A 19,098-nucleotide genomic window follows, 5' to 3' on the forward strand; every position below is an offset into this window, starting at 1 on the left:
TATATAAATATTAGTTAGTTAGTTTCATTCGCTGTTTCCCATTTGTCTACGGCTGTGGTTGCCAACGCATTTCCAAGAACGTTAGTCATGCTTCGCGCCATATCACAGAAATGGTCAATTGGTAATATCAATGCAATCCCTTCGGGTGGAATACCAAACATGGCACAAGTCGCCACCACTACAATCAGTGATGCTCTCGGTACACCGGCTACTCCTTTACTGGTTAGCATGAGCACCAGTAACATGGTTAATTGTTTTTCAATCGGCATATCAATTCCATATACCTGTGCGATAAAAATACTCGCGAAGGTCATATACATCATACTACCGTCCAGATTAAACGAATAACCTAACGGTAAGGTAAACGACACAATACGTTTCTGGCATCCAAAGCGTTCCAATTCCTCAACCAGTTTTGGAAAAACCGCCTCACTACTGGTAGTTGAAAAGGCAATTAACAATGGGCTTTTGATGCGTCGCAACAACTCCCATAAACGTTTTCCTAAAATCACATAACCCACGGTGAGTAATACGACCCATAACAGGGCAATTCCGATACTAAAATCCAACAGGTATTTGGCATATAATCCGAAGATTTCAAAACCATAGCTTGCCACAGCGGCCGCAACAGCACCGAATACACCCAATGGCGCCACCCACATAATATAGGTTACCATTTTCAGGATCACATGCGAAACAACATCCAGCATTTTAATGATTCCTTTGGCAGCCTCACCCAGAGAAGCCAGTGCAATTCCGAATAAAACCGAGAAGATTACAATCTGTAAAATCTCGTTGGTTGCCATCGCTTCAAAAATACTTTTCGGAACCACGTGTTTTACGAATTCTTCCAGCGAAAACGATTGTGTTTTTTCCAATAATTCCCCGGCCGAAGAAGCATCTTCCATTTTAATTGGTGTTCCTTTACCCGGTTCTAACCAGTTTACCAATACCATCCCTAATAATAAGGACATCAGAGATGCTGAAATAAACCAACCCATGGCTTTCGCTCCAACGCGTCCCACCATTTTCATATCGCCCATTTTTGCAATTCCAACCACTAAGGTCGAAAACACCAATGGTGCGATGATCATTTGAACCAGACGAATAAAGATGGTTCCCAGTAATTTTATTTTTTCGGAAAACGAATCGATATTATCAATAGACGTAACGGATTCATTAACCGATTTATGCGTTTTTTCAAGTTTTAAAGTTTCGTTGGTTTTTAACACCTCTGGTACCACGTTTACTTTTTTACTGCTTGCCACCACGACCATAACGTCTGCCGGCAAGGTTTTATGAAGTTGGTTGTATTCCAGACTGTCTTTTATAACAAAAACTTTTTGATGGTGGGTTACCCCGTCATTGGTCTCAAATATCAGTTCATCGGCACCTTCTTTTGCAGGTGTATACCGGAGTGTATTTCCTTTTCCTAATGAATTGACCAAATACCCCAGGAAGACGCCCAGTACTAATGAGATGATAATTGCGATAAATAGTTTGTTGTTACTTTTCACGTGCATTCAATTTTAGTCCGTGAAAATAGGTATATTTTTCCAAACTGCCCGTTGCTATTTTCATAAAAAGCAATTTATCATCCGCTTCCGACCTCTTTTATCCGCTCCAAATTAGCAAAATCACAAACAAATCATTTTACCCCTACAAAAAGTTAAGATTAAGATATGGTTCACTTATGATCATCTTTAACTGATTCAAACAAAAAATGTTAAAATATATTTGTTATTCGAAAAATTTAACCTAAAAAACTCACAACCTATGAAGTGCAAATTACTTTCACTTGCTTTATTGGCAATTACGAGTGTTTCCTTTGCCCAAAACGGGAACCCTTTCTGGAAAGTGTCTTCTAAAAAAAGTAGTATGACTACTTTCGAAAAAAGAGCACCACTTCCTGTTAAAAATCTTTTTGACCTGAACCTTAACGGGCTCAAAACGGCACTTTTACAAGCACCGGACCGGTCGCTGACGTACGCCAAATCAAATGTCATCATTGCATTCCCGAATGCCGATGGCGAACTGGAACGTTTCCGTATGACGGAAGCTTCGGTAATGGCTCCGGAACTTGCCGCCCGTTATCCCGAAATAAAATCGTATGTCGGACAAGGCGTTGACGATCCATCAGCCATTATTCGTATCAGTGTTTCGCCATTGGGCGTACAGGCGATGCGAACAGCTGCCGACAAGCAGACGGTTTTTATCGAACCGTATTCGACCGATCTGGAAACCTATTCCGTTTTTAAACGTTCGGATAAAATAGCCGGTTTTACAAAATTTGAATGTGAAGTACTGGATCATGCCATTTCGAAAGTGGGCAATTCCGGTGAAGCACTTCGTCCGAATGCCGATGATAGCACACTACGTACCTATCGCCTGGCAATGTCGGTAACCGGCGAATATACCTCCTATCACGGCGGAACCAAAGCCTTGGCGCTGGCCGCAATTAACAACACCATGACACGTGTAAACGGCGTTTTCGAAATGGATTTCGGCGTTCGAATGGTGTTAATTGCCAATACCGATGCGGTGATTTATACCAGTGCCAGCACCGATCCATACGGAAGTACGGATGCCAATTATAACTCGGAATTACAATCGACTTTAACCAGTGTTATTGGTGCGTCCAATTATGACGTCGGCCACCTGATGTCTGCTATCGGAAACAACGGAAATGCCGGATGTATCGGATGTGTTTGTAAATCGAATAAAGGCAGTGGCTTTACCACCAGTACCGTTCCGACGGGCGATAATTTCGACATCGACTTTGTAGCACACGAAATGGGTCACCAATTTGGAGCTAACCACACCTTTACTTTTAGCAACGAAGGAACCGGTGTACAAACCGAACCGGGAAGTGGCACAACGATTATGGGTTATGCCGGTATTACCGGAGCCACCGATGTACAGGCACATAGCGATCCGTTTTTCCATGCGGTGAGTATCCAACAGGTAACCAATTATATTAAGACCACAACTTGTCAGACCAATACGGCTACCGGAAATTCCGTTCCTACAGCCAATGCCGGCGCCGATTATACCATTCCGAAAGGCACTCCTTTTATGCTAACCGGAACCGGAACCGATGCCAATGGCGACACATTGACCTATTGCTGGGAGCAAATGGATTCCGGAACGTCAACGACCACCTATCCGAGCGTAACCGCTACATCCGGACCTGCTTTTAAATCGTTTATACCAACCACATCCGGAGTGCGTTATTTTCCGCAAATGAGCACCGTTAAAACCGGAGCAACTTCCTGGAAATGGGAAGCTGTACCAAATGTAGCCCGATCGATGAATTTCCGTTTAACGGTTCGCGACAACCGAGCCGGAGGACCTGCCAATAATAGTGATGATATGGTTGTAACCGTAAACGCTACCGCAGGACCTTTTACCGTAAGCGCACCAAACACAGCGGTATCATGGGCTGCCGGATCGGCGCAAACCGTAACCTGGAACGTAGCCGGAACAACTGCCAATGGCGTAAACGCAGCCAATGTGGATATTCTTTTATCGACCGATGGCGGAAATACCTATCCGATTACCATTCTGGCCGGTACACCAAACGACGGAACACAATCGATTACCGTACCGAACAATCCGGGAACACAAAACCGTATCATGGTTAAAGGTTCCAACCATATCTTCTTTGATATTTCAAACGTGAACTTTACCATCACCGGCGGAACCGGAGGCGACATACAGCCACCAACCGCTCCGACGAGTTTAGCCGCTTCCGGAACGACGCAGACAACGACCAATTTATCCTGGACCGCATCGACCGATAACGTAGGTGTAACAGGTTATGATGTGTATCGTGGCACTACCTTATTAGGTACGGTAACAACAACTACTTATAATGTAACCGGATTAACGGCGAATACAACCTATACCTTTTCGATAAAAGCGAAAGATGCTGCCGGCAATATTTCGGCCGAAAGTAATATTGTTTCCGTAACGACCTTACCAGCGACGGCGAGCTATTGTACGTCCAAAGGGAACAGCGTAGCCGATGAATATATCGGACGTGTTCAGTTGGGCACAATTAACAATGCGTCTACCGGCGGAACCGGATATACTGATTTCACCAGTATTTCTACCAACCTGACCAAAGGCAGCGCCTATACGATCACGGTAACGCCAACCTGGACCGGAAGTACCTATTCTGAAGGTTTTGCCGTTTGGATTGATTATAATGGTGATAAAGATTTTGACGATGCCGGTGAGTTAGTATGGAGCCGCGCGGCTGCCACAACAACTCCGGCTACCGGAACCTTTACCGTACCCGCTACTGCAATCACAGGCGCAACAAGAATGCGTGTTTCGATGAAATACAACGGGGTTCCAACAGCCTGTGAAGCGTTCTCCTATGGTGAAGTGGAAGATTATACCGTAAACCTTCAAACCGGTGGAATAACTCCGGTTACCTATTGCACTTCTAAAGGAAACAGTGTCGCAGACGAATATATCGGACGCGTTCAGTTGGGCACAATCAACAATACCTCTACAGGCGGAACCGGTTATTCCGATTATACCAGTATTAGCACCAATCTGGTAAAAGGTGTTGCTAATACGATTACCGTAACACCAACCTGGACCGGAACGGCTTATTCTGAAGGTTTTGCTGTTTGGATTGATTACAATCAGAATGGCGATTTTACCGACAGTGGCGAACTGGTATGGAGCAGAGCGGCATCAACCGCTACTCCGGCATCAGGTTCCTTTACGGTACCGGCTACAGCTCTGAATGGCGCAACAAGAATGCGCGTTTCGATGAAATACAACGGGGTTCCAACTTCCTGTGAGGCGTTCTCCTATGGTGAAGTGGAAGATTATACCGTAAACATCACGACTTCGGCTAAAGAAAACTATGTTGGCAGAGACACTACAGTGACCGATATACAGCTATATCCGAATCCGGCCAGTGACATCCTAAACATTACCAATGTATCCGAAAAGGCAACTTTCAGAATCTTTAACCTGTTAGGCCAGGAGGTTCTTAACGGTTCCGTCCGCAACAACAACATTGCGATAAGTACCATCGCTACCGGAAATTATATTCTTGAGATCCAAGATAACGACACGGTTAGCAGCAAACGTTTTATCAAACAATAATCGTTTTTGCTATCCCTTAATTAATCCTTCTAAAGCGGCCTCTTCATAGGGTCGCTTTTTACTTTACAGTCGGAACGGTCTAATCTCAATAAAATGCTTACTTTTAAGCTTTCTTTTTTTAAAATTAATTCACGAATGAAAAAACTACTTATTTTAACCCTGGGTATGATGGGACTGACAAGCACAGCACAAGAAACCCTGAATCCGGATATTCTCTGGAAACTGGGACGTCTTTCCCCTATCGGGATTTCAAAAGACGGGAAGAATATTGTTTACAAAGTAGCCACACCTTCCATTGACGAAAACAAACTGAATTCTAAATACTACATCCTTCCGGTGAATGGTGGTATTCCTACCGAGGTTCCGGATGTGAAAAATCTGGTGGCCGATAAAAATGTTTCGCCCGATGGAAAATACATCGTATCGCACAAAGAGGTAAAAGTAGCCAAAGTCCTTGGAAAAGATTTTTATCCGGAATTGAAAAAATCGGAAGCACAAATTTACGACGGACTGGATTACCGTCATTGGGATACCTGGAATGACGGAAGTCATAACCACGTTTTTTATGCCGAAAACACCGATAAAGCTCGCGCTATCGACATTATGAAAGACGAGCCGTTCGACGCTCCGCAAAAACCTTTCGGTGGAGACGAGGATTATATCTGGTCGCACGATGGTTCCAAGATTATTTATGTAAGCAAAAAGAAAGCCGGTACCGCATATGCCATCAGTACGAATACCGATTTGTACGAATATGACATCGCAACCAAAACGACTCGCAACCTAACGGAAAACAATCCGGGATATGATACGCATCCAACTTTATCACCTATGGGTGACCTAAGCTGGTTGCAAATGAAACGCGACGGATATGAGGCCGACAAAAACGACATCATCGTTCGTCATAAAGGAATCGATATTAATTTAACCGCAGCATGGGATGGAACCGTAGATGGTTTTAAATGGAGTGCCGATGGTAAAAAAGTATATTTTATTGCCGCTGTAGACGGAACACGTCAGTTATTTGAAGTAAACTTTCCGGGTCTGACCAAAATTGCCGTACGCGTTACTCAAATTACCAATGGCGATTTTGACGTTACCGAATTGATTGGTTTCAATGGGAATACGGCTATTGTAACCCGTACTGACATGAATCATGCACCGGAAATCTATGCGTATGATCTTAAGAAAAAAAGCTGGAAGCAATTAACGACTGTAAACAACGATAGTTACGGCAAACTGACTTTAAGTAAAACCGAAAGACGGTATGTAACCACTACCGACGGTAAAAAAATGTTGGTTTGGGTGATCCTTCCTCCAAATTTCGACAAAAACAAAAAATACCCTACCTTATTATATTGTCAGGGTGGACCACAGTCGGCTTTAACGCAAAGTTATTCCTTCCGTTGGAATTTCTCACTAATGGCTTCTCAGGGTTATATTATCGTAGCACCAAACCGTCGCGGTATGCCGGGTCATGGGGTACAATGGAACGAGGCCATCAGTAAAGACTGGGGCGGACAAGTAATGGACGATTACCTATCGGCTATTGATGATGTTGCTAAAGAATCCTATGTAGATAAAACCCGATTGGGTGCTGTTGGTGCCAGCTATGGCGGATACTCGGTATTTTACCTGGCCGGAATTCACAAAAACCGTTTCAAAACGTTTATCTCCCACTGTGGTGTCTACAATCTTGAAAGTATGTACGGAACTACCGAGGAAGTATTCTTTAACAACTGGGATCACGGTGGTGCGTATTGGGAAACCAATAATCCTGTCGCTCAGAAAGCCTACAATCAATTCAATCCTATAAAACTGATCAACAACTGGAATACACCTATCCTGATTATTCAGGGCGGAAAAGACTACCGCGTTCCAATCGGACAAGGGCAGGAAGCTTTCCAGGCAGCACAGCTAAAAGGGATCAAAAGCCGTTTTATGTTATTCCCGGAAGAAAATCACTGGGTTACCAAACCACAAAACGCGCTGGTATGGCAACGTGAATTTTTTAAATGGTTAAACGAAACCTTATAATAACAGAAAACCGGAGCACTGCTCCGGTTTTTTTATACCACAAAATCCCAACCGGGCTATCCAGATCCATAAGGGTTGTCCTTTTGTATTTTCTACAGAAAAAGCTCATTCACAATAAATTGTATATTACAATCATACATAGTACTTTCTCAAAAATACTACATTTGATATTTTTTTATATATTTACATCATAATGATCCGTCACTATTCCTGACCGGAACATTATCTCATTTACCTCCCCTTTTTTTACCGGCATGATCCCCCACCGGAATATTGTTTTGCTCCAAAGGCATTTAAAACATTATATCTAAATACTAACTTAATATTTATGTCATGCGATCATGTTCTGAATCCATTTATTTTATTAAAGTTACAAATGCAGAAAAGCTGCTTACTTTATTAAAAGATAATAGTCCCTATCTGCCTGCAAATTGTAAGTCGGTAATTTCTGAACTAGAAATGACCATTTCCATTATTAAAACGCAGAATGCGACTATCCATCAAAAAAAACAACTGTATTCCGATGCGGTGGAGAATCTGAAACGAATCTTTATTAAAAGAGACGATGCCATCCGCAAACGCCTGTCTTGTATCGGAGCTTTTATTAAAGAGCATTTTGGAAAAACCTCTCAGGAAGCACTTCTGATTTCGGATTTTATATCCCAGATACGAGGCGCCAACAGGATTCACAATGTTGGCAATAGCAGTATTGAAAATAATATCAACCAAGCCTACCTCTCTTATATCACGCAGATTCAGTTGTTTTCGTCCGTGATTACGTTACTTGAAGATCTTAAAAACGCGTACACCGTCCTGGACAAAACCTTATCTATTTTGGCATTAAAAGCGATAAAGAAAGAAGCCATCGAGGCCAATGATACCGTAATCACGACCTATTCTGAATACCTACTGCTAAAAAACAACCGGGCAAAAGCCTGTACCCGATTATCCGAACTCACTCAGGAAATCAAATCTTTGGTTAAAGCGACTTCTACTATCCGGAAAACTGAATTCCGGCTTATTAAGAATCTAAAAATATAAGCCATTCCAACCTCCCCCTTTTTTATTCCCTATCCTTTTTTAATTGATTGATCCTTCAATTTCCCCTGTCAATAAATTCGTCCCGTAAGAAAATCCTTTTCACTAAGGTTACCAAAAACATAAATATGTGTTAAAATTTGGTTTCCCGTGTAACAACATCCTAATTTCGGACTCAAATTAATTGAAATCAAAAAAATTAAATTATGTACAATTTTTCTATTAAACCAGTTGTAATGGCTTCGGCTTTACTAATGGGTTTAAGTTCCGGATTCGCACAGGACAACTTAGTAAATGCGTTAAAGAATAATGCGAGTTCAAACAGTAAAGAATCATTCAAATTTACCGATGTTATTAACCTGGAAAATACATCTATCAAAAACCAGGGTTCATCCGGAACCTGTTGGAGTTATTCGGCCAACTCGTTTATCGAGTCGGAAATGATCCGTATGGGAAAACAGCCGGTTGAATTATCTCAGATTTTCTCTGCCCGTAACGCTTATGTAGAAAAAGGAAAAATGTATGTTCGCATGCATGGTGCCGTTACTTTAGGCGATGGTGGTGCTTTCCATGATGTAATGAATATGTACCGTAAATATGGTGCTGTTCCGCAAACCGTTTATACCGGATTAAACTACGGAACCGACAAAAATAAATTTGCCGAAATGAGTGGTGTGATGGAAGGTGTATTGGCAGCTGTAGTTAAAAATCCAAATGGAGAGTTAACACCAAACTGGGAAAAAGCCTATACTGCTGTTATTGACGCTTACTTAGGTCAGGTTCCGACTTCTTTCGACTATAAAGGAAAAAAATATACGCCGCAATCTTTTGCTAAAGAGGTAGTGGGTATTAACCCGGACGATTATGTGGAAATTTCTTCCCTACAGGAATATCCTTACTATTCTAAATTCACCTTATTAGTACCGGATAACTGGGCTTTCGATCAGGTATATAACGTAAAAATGGATGAGTTAACAGAAATCATCGACAATGCGGTGAAAAAAGGATATACAGTAGCGTGGGCTGGTGACGTTAGTGAAAAAGGATTCAGCTGGAAAAATGGTGTAGCCTTTATTCCTGAGAAAAACTTTGCCGATATGACTCCGGAAGAAAAAGCGGATATGTTTAACGGTCCGAAACCGGAAATGAAAATCACAGAAGAATTACGTCAGAAAGCATTTGACAATTATACAACTACCGATGATCACGGAATGCACATCGTGGGAATTTCTAAAGATCAGAACGGTAAAGAATACTATATCGTGAAAAACTCATGGGGTCTTTCCAACGATTACAAAGGGTATTTGTATATGACGAAAGATTTCGTAAAATACAAAACTACCGATATCATGGTTCATAAAGGAGCGATTCCATCGGCCATTGCTAAAAAGCTAAAATTATAATATACCTCACTTACCTTACTATCATCAATCAAAATCAAAATCAAGTCCCGAAGCCATCGCTTCGGGATTTTTTTATGGCATACTATTTATATGAAAATACAGTTATATTTATAAAAACGAATTGCCATGCCATTGAAGAAATATCTGCTGCATTTTTTATTTATTTATTTCATTTTCCACCTGTTCAGTTTTCTATTTGCATTGGTACTGAATCCTTTGGTATTCTGGTCGGCCAAAAACATCTTCCATATTGGCTATTCGTTCGAAACCAGTGGTAGCGGAAGCGGCGATAACACCTATGCCTACATCACTACGTTTTGGAACCTCTGTCTTAGTTTGATTCTGGCGCTACCGGTAACCATGCAGCTCAGTCAGCTTAACAATAAAAATACCTATACCACCATACGTTACCTTTTTCAGGTCACATTGCGATTGTATCTCGCGTTTTATATGTTGGTTTACGGATTTAGTAAAGTATTTCCGTTTCAATTTCCCCCTATTTTATATTTCCGACTGGCACAGCCTTACGGCGAATCGTCGCCAATGGGACTGGCATGGACTTTTATGCAGTTTTCGCCCTATTACACCGCTTTTACCGGCCTGGCCGAAGTACTAGGCGGTCTTTTACTATTAAACCGTAAAACGATCACCTTAGGAACTGTAATCCTTACCGGAGTACTCACCAATATTGTGATGATGAACCTTTGTTATGATATTCCGGTTAAAATCAGTTCCATTCATATGTTGCTGGCGGCGTTGATACTCCTGTATTACGAACGTGTCCGATTGATACGCTTTTTTATTCTGGACAAAGCCGTAACGCAAAAAGAACACACTATCTATTTGGGCGATGCCCGATCGGAAAAAGTATTGCAGTATATCAAAACCGGTTTTAAACTACTTTTATCGGTTGGAATATTTTCGGCTTTTCTAATCGCCTATCTGAAAATGCACAACCAGAACAGTAGTAATCCGCCACTCTATGGTTTTTATGAAGTGACCGATTCGGAAAACAATTCCGGTTATTTGCATTTTGTTTTTGAAACCCGCGATGCAGCCGGAATCCGCTATACAAACAATCGGGAAATGAAGTTCACGTCGACTATCGATACGGTGGCCAAATCCATCGTGTTACGCGAAATAACCGATAACGACAAAACGGTTCCCAAAGCGGAGTATTTCCGTTATGAAAAAACCAAAGACGGTTTGTTATTTCATACCGCCGATTCGGTAAAAATACAGCTAAAACACAAAACCAAAGCCGATTTTCTACTTACCGGACGTGGGTTTCACTGGATTAACGAAGAACCGTTTAACCGATAGTAATCTGATCGTATTATCCCGGTTACTCTAAAAAAGAAAACAGGCTGTCTCCATTAAGTGAGACAGCCTGTTTATATTTAAAAATGAAAATTAAGCTGAATATATCCCGTTTTTCCAAATCCGGATTCCGACCAAGTGGTCCTTTTGTTTTCCAGAAAGGTAGCGTTATCAATCACAATATTGTATTTAAAATACAACATCGGTTCGATCGATATCGAAAAATTATCCACTATGTTATACTGGATACCCAGGAGCGGCGCAATACCAACAGCATAATTATCTTTATTAACGTTTTTAAAATTGGAATAGCTACTCAATATATCGGCTCCAAAATAGAACGTCCAGTGTTTGTTTTGGCGAAACACTTTATCAGCACCTATCTTTAACCCTATTTCTGTAAATCCGCCTTCACTATCGTCTTTTTCATAACTTGCTCCGGCCCGAAGTGCATATTTTTTATTTAATGCATAACGGTATTCGAGATTATAAGCATTCTTATCGGATGAAAAAGCAGAATTAATAAAGTTCGAAATTCCTATTCCCAATCGGCTTCTAAATTGTACCGTATCAACTGTTTTTAATGGTTCGTTTTGCGAAAAACAGCATAGCGAACCCAGTAATACAAATAACAATATCGTATTTCTCAGGATCATTAATTCAGGTAATTTTCAAAGATCGCTCTGATTTTTGTTTCAAAATCACCTACATAAACATCCACATTCTCACGGGTTCCGTCTGCATAAACAATATAAATCTTTGTAGTACCATTAACCTCGTCATAAATCAGGTTACCGATCTTAGCATTATTATAATACACTTCGGCATTCGTATTGTTGTTGATTTGAGCCGGAGTTGGGTTTTCATAAGCCGTAATCGCTTCAATATTGGCTGCATAAACAATTTTAAGATCACCCACCGATACTGTTCCATTTGCCGTTTTCACATCACTGATTGATGTAATATTCCCATAATCCGAATGTTTTAATTTCACATTAGTAACAATCGAATTGGTACATCCCTGTGGCGTAGCGGAAGTATAATTTAACTGAAAATCTACAGCCGAATTTCTTCTCCATGAAAAATTATGCGTATACGGAGCCGTATAGATCACTACATCAGCATTGGTAGGCATACTAAAGTTTGTATTTACATTAAAAGTAATGTTGGATGCATTTAACGAAAACACCAAATTATTATCTCTTTTTAATGTAAAATTCACCAACGTCGGTAACCAATATGTTTCGGAAGTATAAGAAACCGAAGTATCATTGTATGCATTTAGGCTAAATTCCGCATCGTTCCCGGAATGGTTTTGACGCGATGGAAACCTTAACGTAATAATATTAGATGCCGCTTGTTTGGTCCAGCTTTGCGATGTGGAATTCCATACATATACACCGGCTCTATTGGCAAATTGCAGTTTGTTATTTAAGAACATTTTACCATATTGTCCTTCAAATTTGTTGGATAAATTTTTGATCCAGGAATCATTATAATCCTGATTTCCGGAATTGAACAATGAATATAGTATAAAATTCGAAAGTTCTCCATCGTCAAGCGTATTCAAACAGTTATAAAAACTATTAAATGTGTTGGTAATGTTTTGCTTTGCATCAGCTACCGATTCCGGTGTTGAAGCAGACGAATCTGAAGAAGAGTCGGACGAACACGAATACAGGATGGCAGCAAAAACTGTCAATCCTAAAAGTAATTTTTTAAATTTCATAAGGTTTGTTTTTGTGCGCCAAATATAGAGTATCTGAAAGCATAAAAACAAAAAAATCTCACTGATGTGTGAGATTTTTAATTATTCTGTTTTTCGGGCTTATTCTACCGGGTCTTTCATTACAAAACCTTCCATGAATTTTGTAGTATAGTTACCAGCAACATAATCCGGATCGTCCATTAATTGTCTGTGGAACGGAATTGTCGTTTTGATTCCTTCGATTACGAATTCATCCAAAGCACGTTTCATTTTGTTGATCGCTTCTTCTCGGGTTTGCGCTGTAGTGATCAACTTAGCGATCATCGAATCGTAGTTTGGCGGAATGGTATATCCGGCATACACGTGTGTATCCAGACGCACTCCGTGTCCTCCCGGCGAATGCAACGTTGTGATTCTTCCTGGTGACGGACGGAAATCGTTATACGGATCTTCGGCATTGATACGACATTCGATAGAGTGTAACTGTGGTAAATAGTTTTTACCGGAAATTGGCACTCCAGCCGCAACCAAAATTTGCTCACGGATCAAATCGTAATCAATTACCTGCTCTGTAATCGGGTGTTCTACCTGAATACGGGTATTCATTTCCATGAAGTAGAAGTTACGGTGTTTGTCAACCAAGAACTCAACCGTACCAGCACCTTCATATTTAATATATTCGGCCGCTTTAACCGCTGCATCTCCCATTTTCGTACGTAATTCGTCCGTCATAAATGGAGAAGGCGTTTCTTCTGTTAATTTCTGGTGACGACGTTGTACCGAACAATCTCTTTCTGAAAGGTGACACGCTTTACCATAGGAATCTCCTACAACTTGTATTTCAATATGGCGTGGTTCTTCGATCAGTTTTTCCATGTACATTCCATCGTTTCCGAAGGCTGCACCGGCTTCCTGACGCGCGCTTTCCCATGCTTTTTGTAAATCTTCTTTTTTCCAAACTGCTCGCATCCCTTTTCCACCACCACCGGCAGTAGCTTTTAACATGATAGGGTATCCGAATTCTTTGGCTAATTTATCCGCTTGCTCATACGATTCCAATAGACCTTCTGATCCCGGAATAGTAGGAACTCCCGCTTCTTTCATGGTTGCTTTAGCCGTAGCTTTGTCTCCCATTTTTTCGATCATTTCCGGTGAAGCTCCGATAAATTTAATACCGTGCTCTTCACAAATTTTGGAAAATTTAGCATTTTCCGAAAGGAATCCATATCCGGGGTGAATTGCATCTGCATTGGTGATCTCTGCAGCCGCAATAATGTTAGACATTTTCAGATAGGATAAATTACTTGGCGGAGGACCGATACAAACTGCTTCGTCAGCAAATTTAACATGTAGGCTTTCCGCATCTGCAGTCGAATATACGGCCACAGTTTTGATGCCCATTTCTCTACAGGTTCTGATTACGCGAAGCGCAATTTCTCCCCTGTTTGCGATTAATATTTTTTTAAACATCTCTTGAAATTTTAAATTCGGGTTAAATTTTAAATCATTTTAAATGCGGCATAAAAAAACCATCATTCAAAATTTAGCATTTAAAATTTCTTATGATGGGTCTACTAAAAATAACGGTTGGTCGAATTCTACTGGAGAAGCGTCGTCAACTAATACTTTAACGATTTTACCGGATACTTCCGATTCGATTTCATTAAATAATTTCATGGCTTCGATCACACAAACCACATCTCCTTTATTGATAGTGCTTCCTACTTCTACGAAAGGCGCTTTATCCGGTGATGGTTTACGGTATAATGTTCCGATAATTGGTGATTTAACTACCAGGTATTTGGAATCGTCATCAGCAGCCGGAGTGCTTACCGGTGCTGCCGGTGCAGGTGCTGCTACTGCCTGAGGTGCTGCCGCTTGCGGAACTGCCGCTTGCATTGGAACATGTTGAACATAAGTAGTTTCTGCTGCTCCTGCTTCTGTAGTTTTAATGGTGATCTTGAAATCATCCATCTCTAATTTTACTTCAGTAGCACCAGACTTCGCTACAAATTTGATTAGGTTTTGAATTTCTCTAATATCCATCTTGTTCGGAATTTTGATTTAGTTAGTTTTTTTGTTTATTGTAGGCCCATTTTAAATAGATAGCTCCCCAAGTGAAGCCACCACCAAATGCGGCAAAAATTATATTATCTCCTTTTTTTAAAGAATCTTCGAAATCAGACAACAATAAAGGTAAAGTTGCAGAAGTGGTATTACCGTATTTCTGGATGTTTATCAATACTTTTGATTCGTCTAACCCCATTCGGTTTGCAGTAGCATCAATGATACGTTTATTCGCCTGATGCGCTACCAACCAATTGACATCTTCTTTTGTAAGCTTATTACGCTCCATTATTTTCTCACTTACGTCAGCCATTCCGGAAACCGCATATTTAAAAACGGTTGTTCCATCCTGATGTACAAAGTGTTGTTTATTTTTTACCGTTTCTTCCGAAGCAGGTAAAATAGAACCACCGGCTTCAATTTTCAGGAATTCGCGTCCAATGCCATCACTTCTTAAATATTCATCCTGGAAGCCTAAACCTTCTGTATTCGGTTCGAACAATACGGCACCGGCACCATCTCCAAAAATAATACAAGTCGCTCTGTCGGTATAATCAATGATAGAAGACATTTTATCAGACCCTATCAATAATACTTTTTTATAACGTCCTGATTCGATGTAAGCAGAGGCTGTAGAAAGCCCGTATAGAAAACTGGAACAAGCCGCCTGCAGATCGTAGGCAAAAGCATTTGTCGCTCCAATTTGTGTTGCGGTATATACTGCCGTAGAGGCTACCGGCATATCCGGTGTTGCTGTTGCCAACAATACCAGGTCAATTTCTTTAGGATCAATTCCCGATTTTTCAATCAGGTTTTGTGCGGCTCTAATTGCCATAAAAGAAGTCCCTTGTCCTTCTTCTTTGAGAATACGTCTTTCTTTAATTCCCGTACGAGTGGTAATCCATTCATCGTTGGTATCAACCATAGTTTCCAGAACCTGATTCGACAAAACATAGTCCGGAACATAAGATCCAACCGCTGTAATGGCTGCTGTAATTTTAGTCATATGGGTTACTTTTTCTTTTTCAAATTTTAGCTGAAAAAAGTGGTGGAAATTACAAAAAAAATCCGAAACCAAGCCTTTTTTATCGCTACTTAATTCGTTTCAAAGGGTTTTTAACAAAAAAAACTCCCACATAGTGAGAGTTTTCTCTATTATTTTCTTCGATTAAGCAACAGCTTCTTGCTTATCAATTACAACCTGACCTCTGTAGTACATTTTACCTTCATGCCAGTAAGCTCTGTGATACAAATGCGCTTCTCCTGTTACAGGACATGTAGCAATTTGAGGAACCGTCGCTTTATAATGCGTTCTTCTCTTATCTCTTCTTGTTTTCGAGGTTTTTCTCTTAGGATGTGCCATCTTACTATATTATTTATCCGTTAATAGTTGTTTTAATTTGTCCCATCTGGGATCTGTATTTTCTTCTTCTTTGTGTTGTTCTTTTGGCGCTAATTCATTTAAGCGATCAATTGCTTCCGATTGTAACGTTCCGTCTTTTACTCCGGGATGAATCCTTTTGCTTGGAACCGACAATACAATTGCTTCATAAATGTATTGCATAATGTTGATTTGATATTCGCCATGAGGTAACACCAGCAACTCATCGTTCTCATCATTAAAGGTATCTCCGAATTTTACAATTAAATTCATCTTACCTTTAATTGGCAAATCAAAATCCTCGTTTGTTATATCACATGGGACATTTACCGTTCCTTTGTGTTTAAAAGCGAGTTCAAGCATTGTGCTTTTTTTGTCCAGAACCACATCAACTTTGACATCGACACCATTATAGTCATCAAAATCAAAGTGTTCAAAGAACTTCTTATCTATATGATATTCAAACTGGTGTTTTCCCTGCTTTAATCCAACAAAAGGGATCAAAAATTCTTTATCATGATTCATAACAACAGTTTTGAGCGTGCAAAGATATAAAATTATTGGAATTTCAAAGGAGTTGTAAACATTTTTTTGTTTATAACTGTTTTTGTTTGGTTTTCAAAGGGTTTTTAACCAGTTCTTTATGTTCGTTCCGGTTATTATACACATCAATTGCCAGATAAACCGCTTCTTTAAACGAATTATAATCGGCTTCTCCTTTTCCAGCAATCTCATAAGCCGTCCCATGATCGGGCGATGTTCTGATTTTATTCAGTCCGGCCGTATAGTTTACTCCGTTTCCAAACGACAAGGTTTTAAACGGAACCAATCCCTGATCGTGATAGTTAGCAATAACCGCATCGTATTTTTCATACTGACTTAATCCAAAAAAGCTATCGGCCGAAAACGGTCCGAAAACCATAATTCCACTGTCAAATAGTTTTTTCAGAGCCGGTTTGATCACCTCATCATCTTCTTTTCCGATAACACCGTTATCACCACAATGTGGATTTAATCCTAAAACAGCAATTTTAGGTCGTGTAATCCCAAAATCCTGAATCAGCGCTTTATGAACGGTTTCTATTTTTTTATGAATCAGTACTTCCGTTAGATGGTTCGACACTTCGTTAACCGGAATATGATCCGTAAACAAACCTACGCGTAAACCATCCTGAACCATTAACATCAAGGCATCACCTTCCAGTTCCTGATCCAGATAGTCGGTATGTCCCGGAAAATGAAATTCTTCCGATTGTATATTGTATTTATTGATCGGTGCCGTTACCAACACATCTACCAACCCTTCCTTTAGCGCTTTTGTAGCCGCTGTAAACGATCGGATAGCATATTTCCCTACGTTTTCATCATTGACACCAAATTCAAGATTAACACCTTCCCGCCATACATTCAATACGTTGATTTTTCCGGGAACAATTTGCTCCATCTTATCAATCCCGTGAAGGTTTGCATTGAGCTGTAATGTTTTCTTTATAAAGGAAAGGATTTTCACATTAGCAAAAATGACCGGTGTACATAGCTCCAGCATACGGGTATCCTCGAACGTTTTCAATACTACTTCGCTCCCAATCCCGTTTAGATCCCCTATGGAAATTCCTACAATTATATTTTCTGCTTTTTTCACCATGCCGACTAGTTATTTATTACTAATTTTGGATATGCAAATTTAGCAAAATAAATCAGTTATGTTTACAGGAATTATCGAAACTCTCGGAACCATCCGGAACATCCGAAAAGAAAACGACAATATTCATATTCACGTCCAATCTTCCATAACCCACGAACTTAAAATTGACCAAAGTGTTTCCCACAATGGAGTCTGCTTAACCGTGGTCGCTATTGATGGCGACACCTATACAGTAACCGCCATAAAAGAGACACTTGACAAAACCAATTTAGGCAGTTGGCAGACAGGAGATTTGATCAACTTGGAAAGAGGAATGAAACTAGGCGATCGTCTGGACGGCCATATCGTTCAAGGTCATGTGGATCAGACTGGAACCTGCAAAAATATTCAGGATGCGAACGGCAGTTATTATTTCACGTTTGAATATGATTCAAAATTACGCAACATCACAATCGAAAAAGGCTCCGTTACCGTTAATGGTGTAAGTCTTACTGTGGTTAACTCCAAAGAAAACGAGTTTAGCGTTGCCATCATACCGTATACTATGGAACACACTAACTTTAAGAATTTTAAAGTCGGCACTACCATTAATCTGGAATTTGATGTGATTGGAAAATATGTCAGTAGGTTACACGAACTACGACAATAAAAAAAAGCGTCCGATTATTCGGACGCTTTTTTTGTATGATAGTTTTTGTAATAGTAAAATGCATATAACAGCCCTACACCCAACAGTAAATAAAGGCGCTCGTCTATAGGCGCTCCCGGAGGTGGCGGTGCACCATTTTCCGGAGGCGGCGGTACCGGCGCTCCAATAGCTGACAGTGTATTTAAAATGAAATAGGAAAAGACTCCTATTTTTATAAAGCTGTTTTTCATTTGGCAAAAATAAAAAATATTCTTAACGTGAATAAAAAATATTTTACAAGAAATTGTTAATCTATTTGAAATAATCGCAAATTTCACACAGAAAAAAGGCCTTTCTTCCAGTAGTTCTGCAGGACACGAATGTAGCAAGTTTTTTTAACAAAACAATCTTTTTCCTTAAAAAAATAGACCAATACTCCGTTTTTTCTGTTTATCTGCAAAAATTAGACTAATTGTCCCAACAAGACTTATTTATGTCCCAGGAGACCTATTATTTTACAAACGACACTTCTAGCTTTAAAGTGTTTCCTTTCAAAAAAATGCTACAATACCTCTATTTTCATTAATACTTCTAACACCTATTTTCTTTTTTTACTTTTTAGACATTATATGATCAGTTTATTCTCGCAAAAAAACCGAGACAAAACGTTCGTTAAACTGGAAAGAAAGATCACTTTTTGGCCAATCTAAAAAGGCAACTTTAATTTTCCATTCCCAACTC

At 40.1% G+C, this 19,098-nt stretch carries 16 protein-coding genes; 6 read left to right on the forward strand and 10 right to left on the reverse strand.

From position 1 onward, the window contains the following. Positions 1 to 14: 14 nt before the first annotated feature. Positions 15 to 1,517 (reverse strand): dicarboxylate/amino acid:cation symporter, encoded by a 1,503-nt coding sequence (locus tag Q1R07_RS07045; protein WP_300487804.1) that lies wholly within the window; start codon positions 1,515 to 1,517, stop codon positions 15 to 17. Between the two features lie 259 nt (positions 1,518 to 1,776). On the opposite strand from Q1R07_RS07045, the gene Q1R07_RS07050 reads away from it, so the two are divergent. The 5 genes from Q1R07_RS07050 to Q1R07_RS07070 all read left to right on the forward strand — a co-directional run bounded on the left by Q1R07_RS07050 (position 1,777) and on the right by Q1R07_RS07070 (position 10,931). Next, positions 1,777 to 5,130, forward strand: a complete 3,354-nt coding sequence (locus tag Q1R07_RS07050) for a GEVED domain-containing protein (protein ID WP_300487807.1) — start codon at positions 1,777 to 1,779, stop codon at positions 5,128 to 5,130. Between the two features lie 135 nt (positions 5,131 to 5,265). Further along, positions 5,266 to 7,167 (forward strand): S9 family peptidase, encoded by a 1,902-nt coding sequence (locus Q1R07_RS07055; RefSeq protein WP_300487810.1) that lies wholly within the window; start codon positions 5,266 to 5,268, stop codon positions 7,165 to 7,167. Positions 7,168 to 7,500: 333 nt separating this feature from the next. After that, positions 7,501 to 8,208 (forward strand): hypothetical protein, encoded by a 708-nt coding sequence (locus Q1R07_RS07060; RefSeq protein WP_300487813.1) that lies wholly within the window; start codon positions 7,501 to 7,503, stop codon positions 8,206 to 8,208. A 203-nt stretch (positions 8,209 to 8,411) separates the two neighbouring features. Then, a complete protein-coding gene (locus Q1R07_RS07065) occupies positions 8,412 to 9,608 on the forward strand; it encodes a C1 family peptidase (protein ID WP_300487816.1) in 1,197 nt (398 codons plus the stop codon). Between the two features lie 126 nt (positions 9,609 to 9,734). Next, on the forward strand, positions 9,735 to 10,931 hold the full coding sequence (locus Q1R07_RS07070) for a hypothetical protein (protein WP_300487819.1): 1,197 nt from the start codon (positions 9,735 to 9,737) through the stop codon (positions 10,929 to 10,931). Positions 10,932 to 11,008: 77 nt separating this feature from the next. On the opposite strand, the gene Q1R07_RS07075 is transcribed toward Q1R07_RS07070, so the two are convergent. The 8 genes from Q1R07_RS07075 to pdxA form a co-directional block, all read right to left on the reverse strand. Continuing rightward, complete coding sequence (locus tag Q1R07_RS07075) at positions 11,009 to 11,584, reverse strand: outer membrane beta-barrel protein (RefSeq protein WP_300487821.1); 576 nt, start codon at positions 11,582 to 11,584, stop codon at positions 11,009 to 11,011. Continuing rightward, positions 11,584 to 12,657: a hypothetical protein gene (locus Q1R07_RS07080; RefSeq protein WP_300487823.1), complete on the reverse strand. Its 1,074-nt coding sequence runs from the start codon at positions 12,655 to 12,657 to the stop codon at positions 11,584 to 11,586. Before Q1R07_RS07080 ends, Q1R07_RS07075 begins: the two co-directional genes overlap by 1 nt. A 99-nt stretch (positions 12,658 to 12,756) precedes the next feature. Continuing rightward, a complete protein-coding gene (gene accC / locus Q1R07_RS07085) occupies positions 12,757 to 14,106 on the reverse strand; it encodes an acetyl-CoA carboxylase biotin carboxylase subunit (RefSeq protein WP_300487825.1) in 1,350 nt (449 codons plus the stop codon). A 90-nt stretch (positions 14,107 to 14,196) separates the two neighbouring features. Then, positions 14,197 to 14,682 carry an acetyl-CoA carboxylase biotin carboxyl carrier protein gene (gene accB, locus Q1R07_RS07090; RefSeq protein ID WP_300487828.1) on the reverse strand — a complete coding sequence of 162 codons (486 nt, stop codon included), beginning with the start codon at positions 14,680 to 14,682 and terminating at the stop codon, positions 14,197 to 14,199. Between the two features lie 22 nt (positions 14,683 to 14,704). Then, entirely contained in the window at positions 14,705 to 15,709 is a 1,005-nt protein-coding gene (locus tag Q1R07_RS07095; protein ID WP_300487831.1) for a beta-ketoacyl-ACP synthase III, read from the reverse strand. Positions 15,710 to 15,871: 162 nt separating this feature from the next. Next, positions 15,872 to 16,066: a 50S ribosomal protein L32 gene (rpmF, locus tag Q1R07_RS07100; protein ID WP_136403440.1), complete on the reverse strand. Its 195-nt coding sequence runs from the start codon at positions 16,064 to 16,066 to the stop codon at positions 15,872 to 15,874. Between the two features lie 9 nt (positions 16,067 to 16,075). Next, positions 16,076 to 16,609 (reverse strand): DUF177 domain-containing protein, encoded by a 534-nt coding sequence (locus Q1R07_RS07105; protein ID WP_300487835.1) that lies wholly within the window; start codon positions 16,607 to 16,609, stop codon positions 16,076 to 16,078. A 70-nt stretch (positions 16,610 to 16,679) separates the two neighbouring features. Continuing rightward, complete coding sequence (gene pdxA, locus Q1R07_RS07110) at positions 16,680 to 17,729, reverse strand: 4-hydroxythreonine-4-phosphate dehydrogenase PdxA (RefSeq protein ID WP_300487838.1); 1,050 nt, start codon at positions 17,727 to 17,729, stop codon at positions 16,680 to 16,682. Positions 17,730 to 17,787: 58 nt separating this feature from the next. Here pdxA and Q1R07_RS07115 point away from each other — a divergent pair, with 58 nt between their 5' ends. Beyond that, positions 17,788 to 18,378, forward strand: coding sequence for a riboflavin synthase (locus Q1R07_RS07115; protein ID WP_300487840.1), 591 nt, complete (start codon positions 17,788 to 17,790; stop codon positions 18,376 to 18,378). 14 nt (positions 18,379 to 18,392) lie between these two features. On the opposite strand, the gene Q1R07_RS07120 is transcribed toward Q1R07_RS07115, so the two are convergent. After that, the gene (locus tag Q1R07_RS07120) at positions 18,393 to 18,608 is read right to left on the reverse strand and encodes a hypothetical protein (protein WP_300487843.1); all 216 of its coding nucleotides are present in this window, start codon (positions 18,606 to 18,608) and stop codon (positions 18,393 to 18,395) included. Between the last annotated feature and the right edge of the window lie 490 nt (positions 18,609 to 19,098).

This window comes from Flavobacterium sp., from assembly GCF_030146175.1.
In the GTDB taxonomy this organism is placed as follows: Bacteria; Bacteroidota; Bacteroidia; order Flavobacteriales; family Flavobacteriaceae; genus Flavobacterium.

Excerpts from the sequence above, each read along its gene's own strand:
- Q1R07_RS07095 (WP_300487831.1), bottom strand. The coding sequence starts at position 15,709 with ATGACTAAAATTACAGCAGCCATTACAGCGGTTGGATCTTATGTTCCG.
- accB (WP_300487828.1), bottom strand. The coding sequence starts at position 14,682 with ATGGATATTAGAGAAATTCAAAACCTAATCAAATTTGTAGCGAAGTCT.
- Q1R07_RS07050 (WP_300487807.1), top strand. The coding sequence starts at position 1,777 with ATGAAGTGCAAATTACTTTCACTTGCTTTATTGGCAATTACGAGTGTT.
- Q1R07_RS07075 (WP_300487821.1), bottom strand. The coding sequence starts at position 11,584 with ATGATCCTGAGAAATACGATATTGTTATTTGTATTACTGGGTTCGCTA.
- accC (WP_300487825.1), bottom strand. The coding sequence starts at position 14,106 with ATGTTTAAAAAAATATTAATCGCAAACAGGGGAGAAATTGCGCTTCGC.
- Q1R07_RS07105 (WP_300487835.1), bottom strand. The coding sequence starts at position 16,609 with ATGAATCATGATAAAGAATTTTTGATCCCTTTTGTTGGATTAAAGCAG.
- Q1R07_RS07115 (WP_300487840.1), top strand. The coding sequence starts at position 17,788 with ATGTTTACAGGAATTATCGAAACTCTCGGAACCATCCGGAACATCCGA.
- Q1R07_RS07055 (WP_300487810.1), top strand. The coding sequence starts at position 5,266 with ATGAAAAAACTACTTATTTTAACCCTGGGTATGATGGGACTGACAAGC.
- rpmF (WP_136403440.1), bottom strand. The coding sequence starts at position 16,066 with ATGGCACATCCTAAGAGAAAAACCTCGAAAACAAGAAGAGATAAGAGA.
- pdxA (WP_300487838.1), bottom strand. The coding sequence starts at position 17,729 with ATGGTGAAAAAAGCAGAAAATATAATTGTAGGAATTTCCATAGGGGAT.
- Q1R07_RS07070 (WP_300487819.1), top strand. The coding sequence starts at position 9,735 with ATGCCATTGAAGAAATATCTGCTGCATTTTTTATTTATTTATTTCATT.
- Q1R07_RS07065 (WP_300487816.1), top strand. The coding sequence starts at position 8,412 with ATGTACAATTTTTCTATTAAACCAGTTGTAATGGCTTCGGCTTTACTA.
- Q1R07_RS07080 (WP_300487823.1), bottom strand. The coding sequence starts at position 12,657 with ATGAAATTTAAAAAATTACTTTTAGGATTGACAGTTTTTGCTGCCATC.
- Q1R07_RS07060 (WP_300487813.1), top strand. The coding sequence starts at position 7,501 with ATGCGATCATGTTCTGAATCCATTTATTTTATTAAAGTTACAAATGCA.
- Q1R07_RS07120 (WP_300487843.1), bottom strand. The coding sequence starts at position 18,608 with ATGAAAAACAGCTTTATAAAAATAGGAGTCTTTTCCTATTTCATTTTA.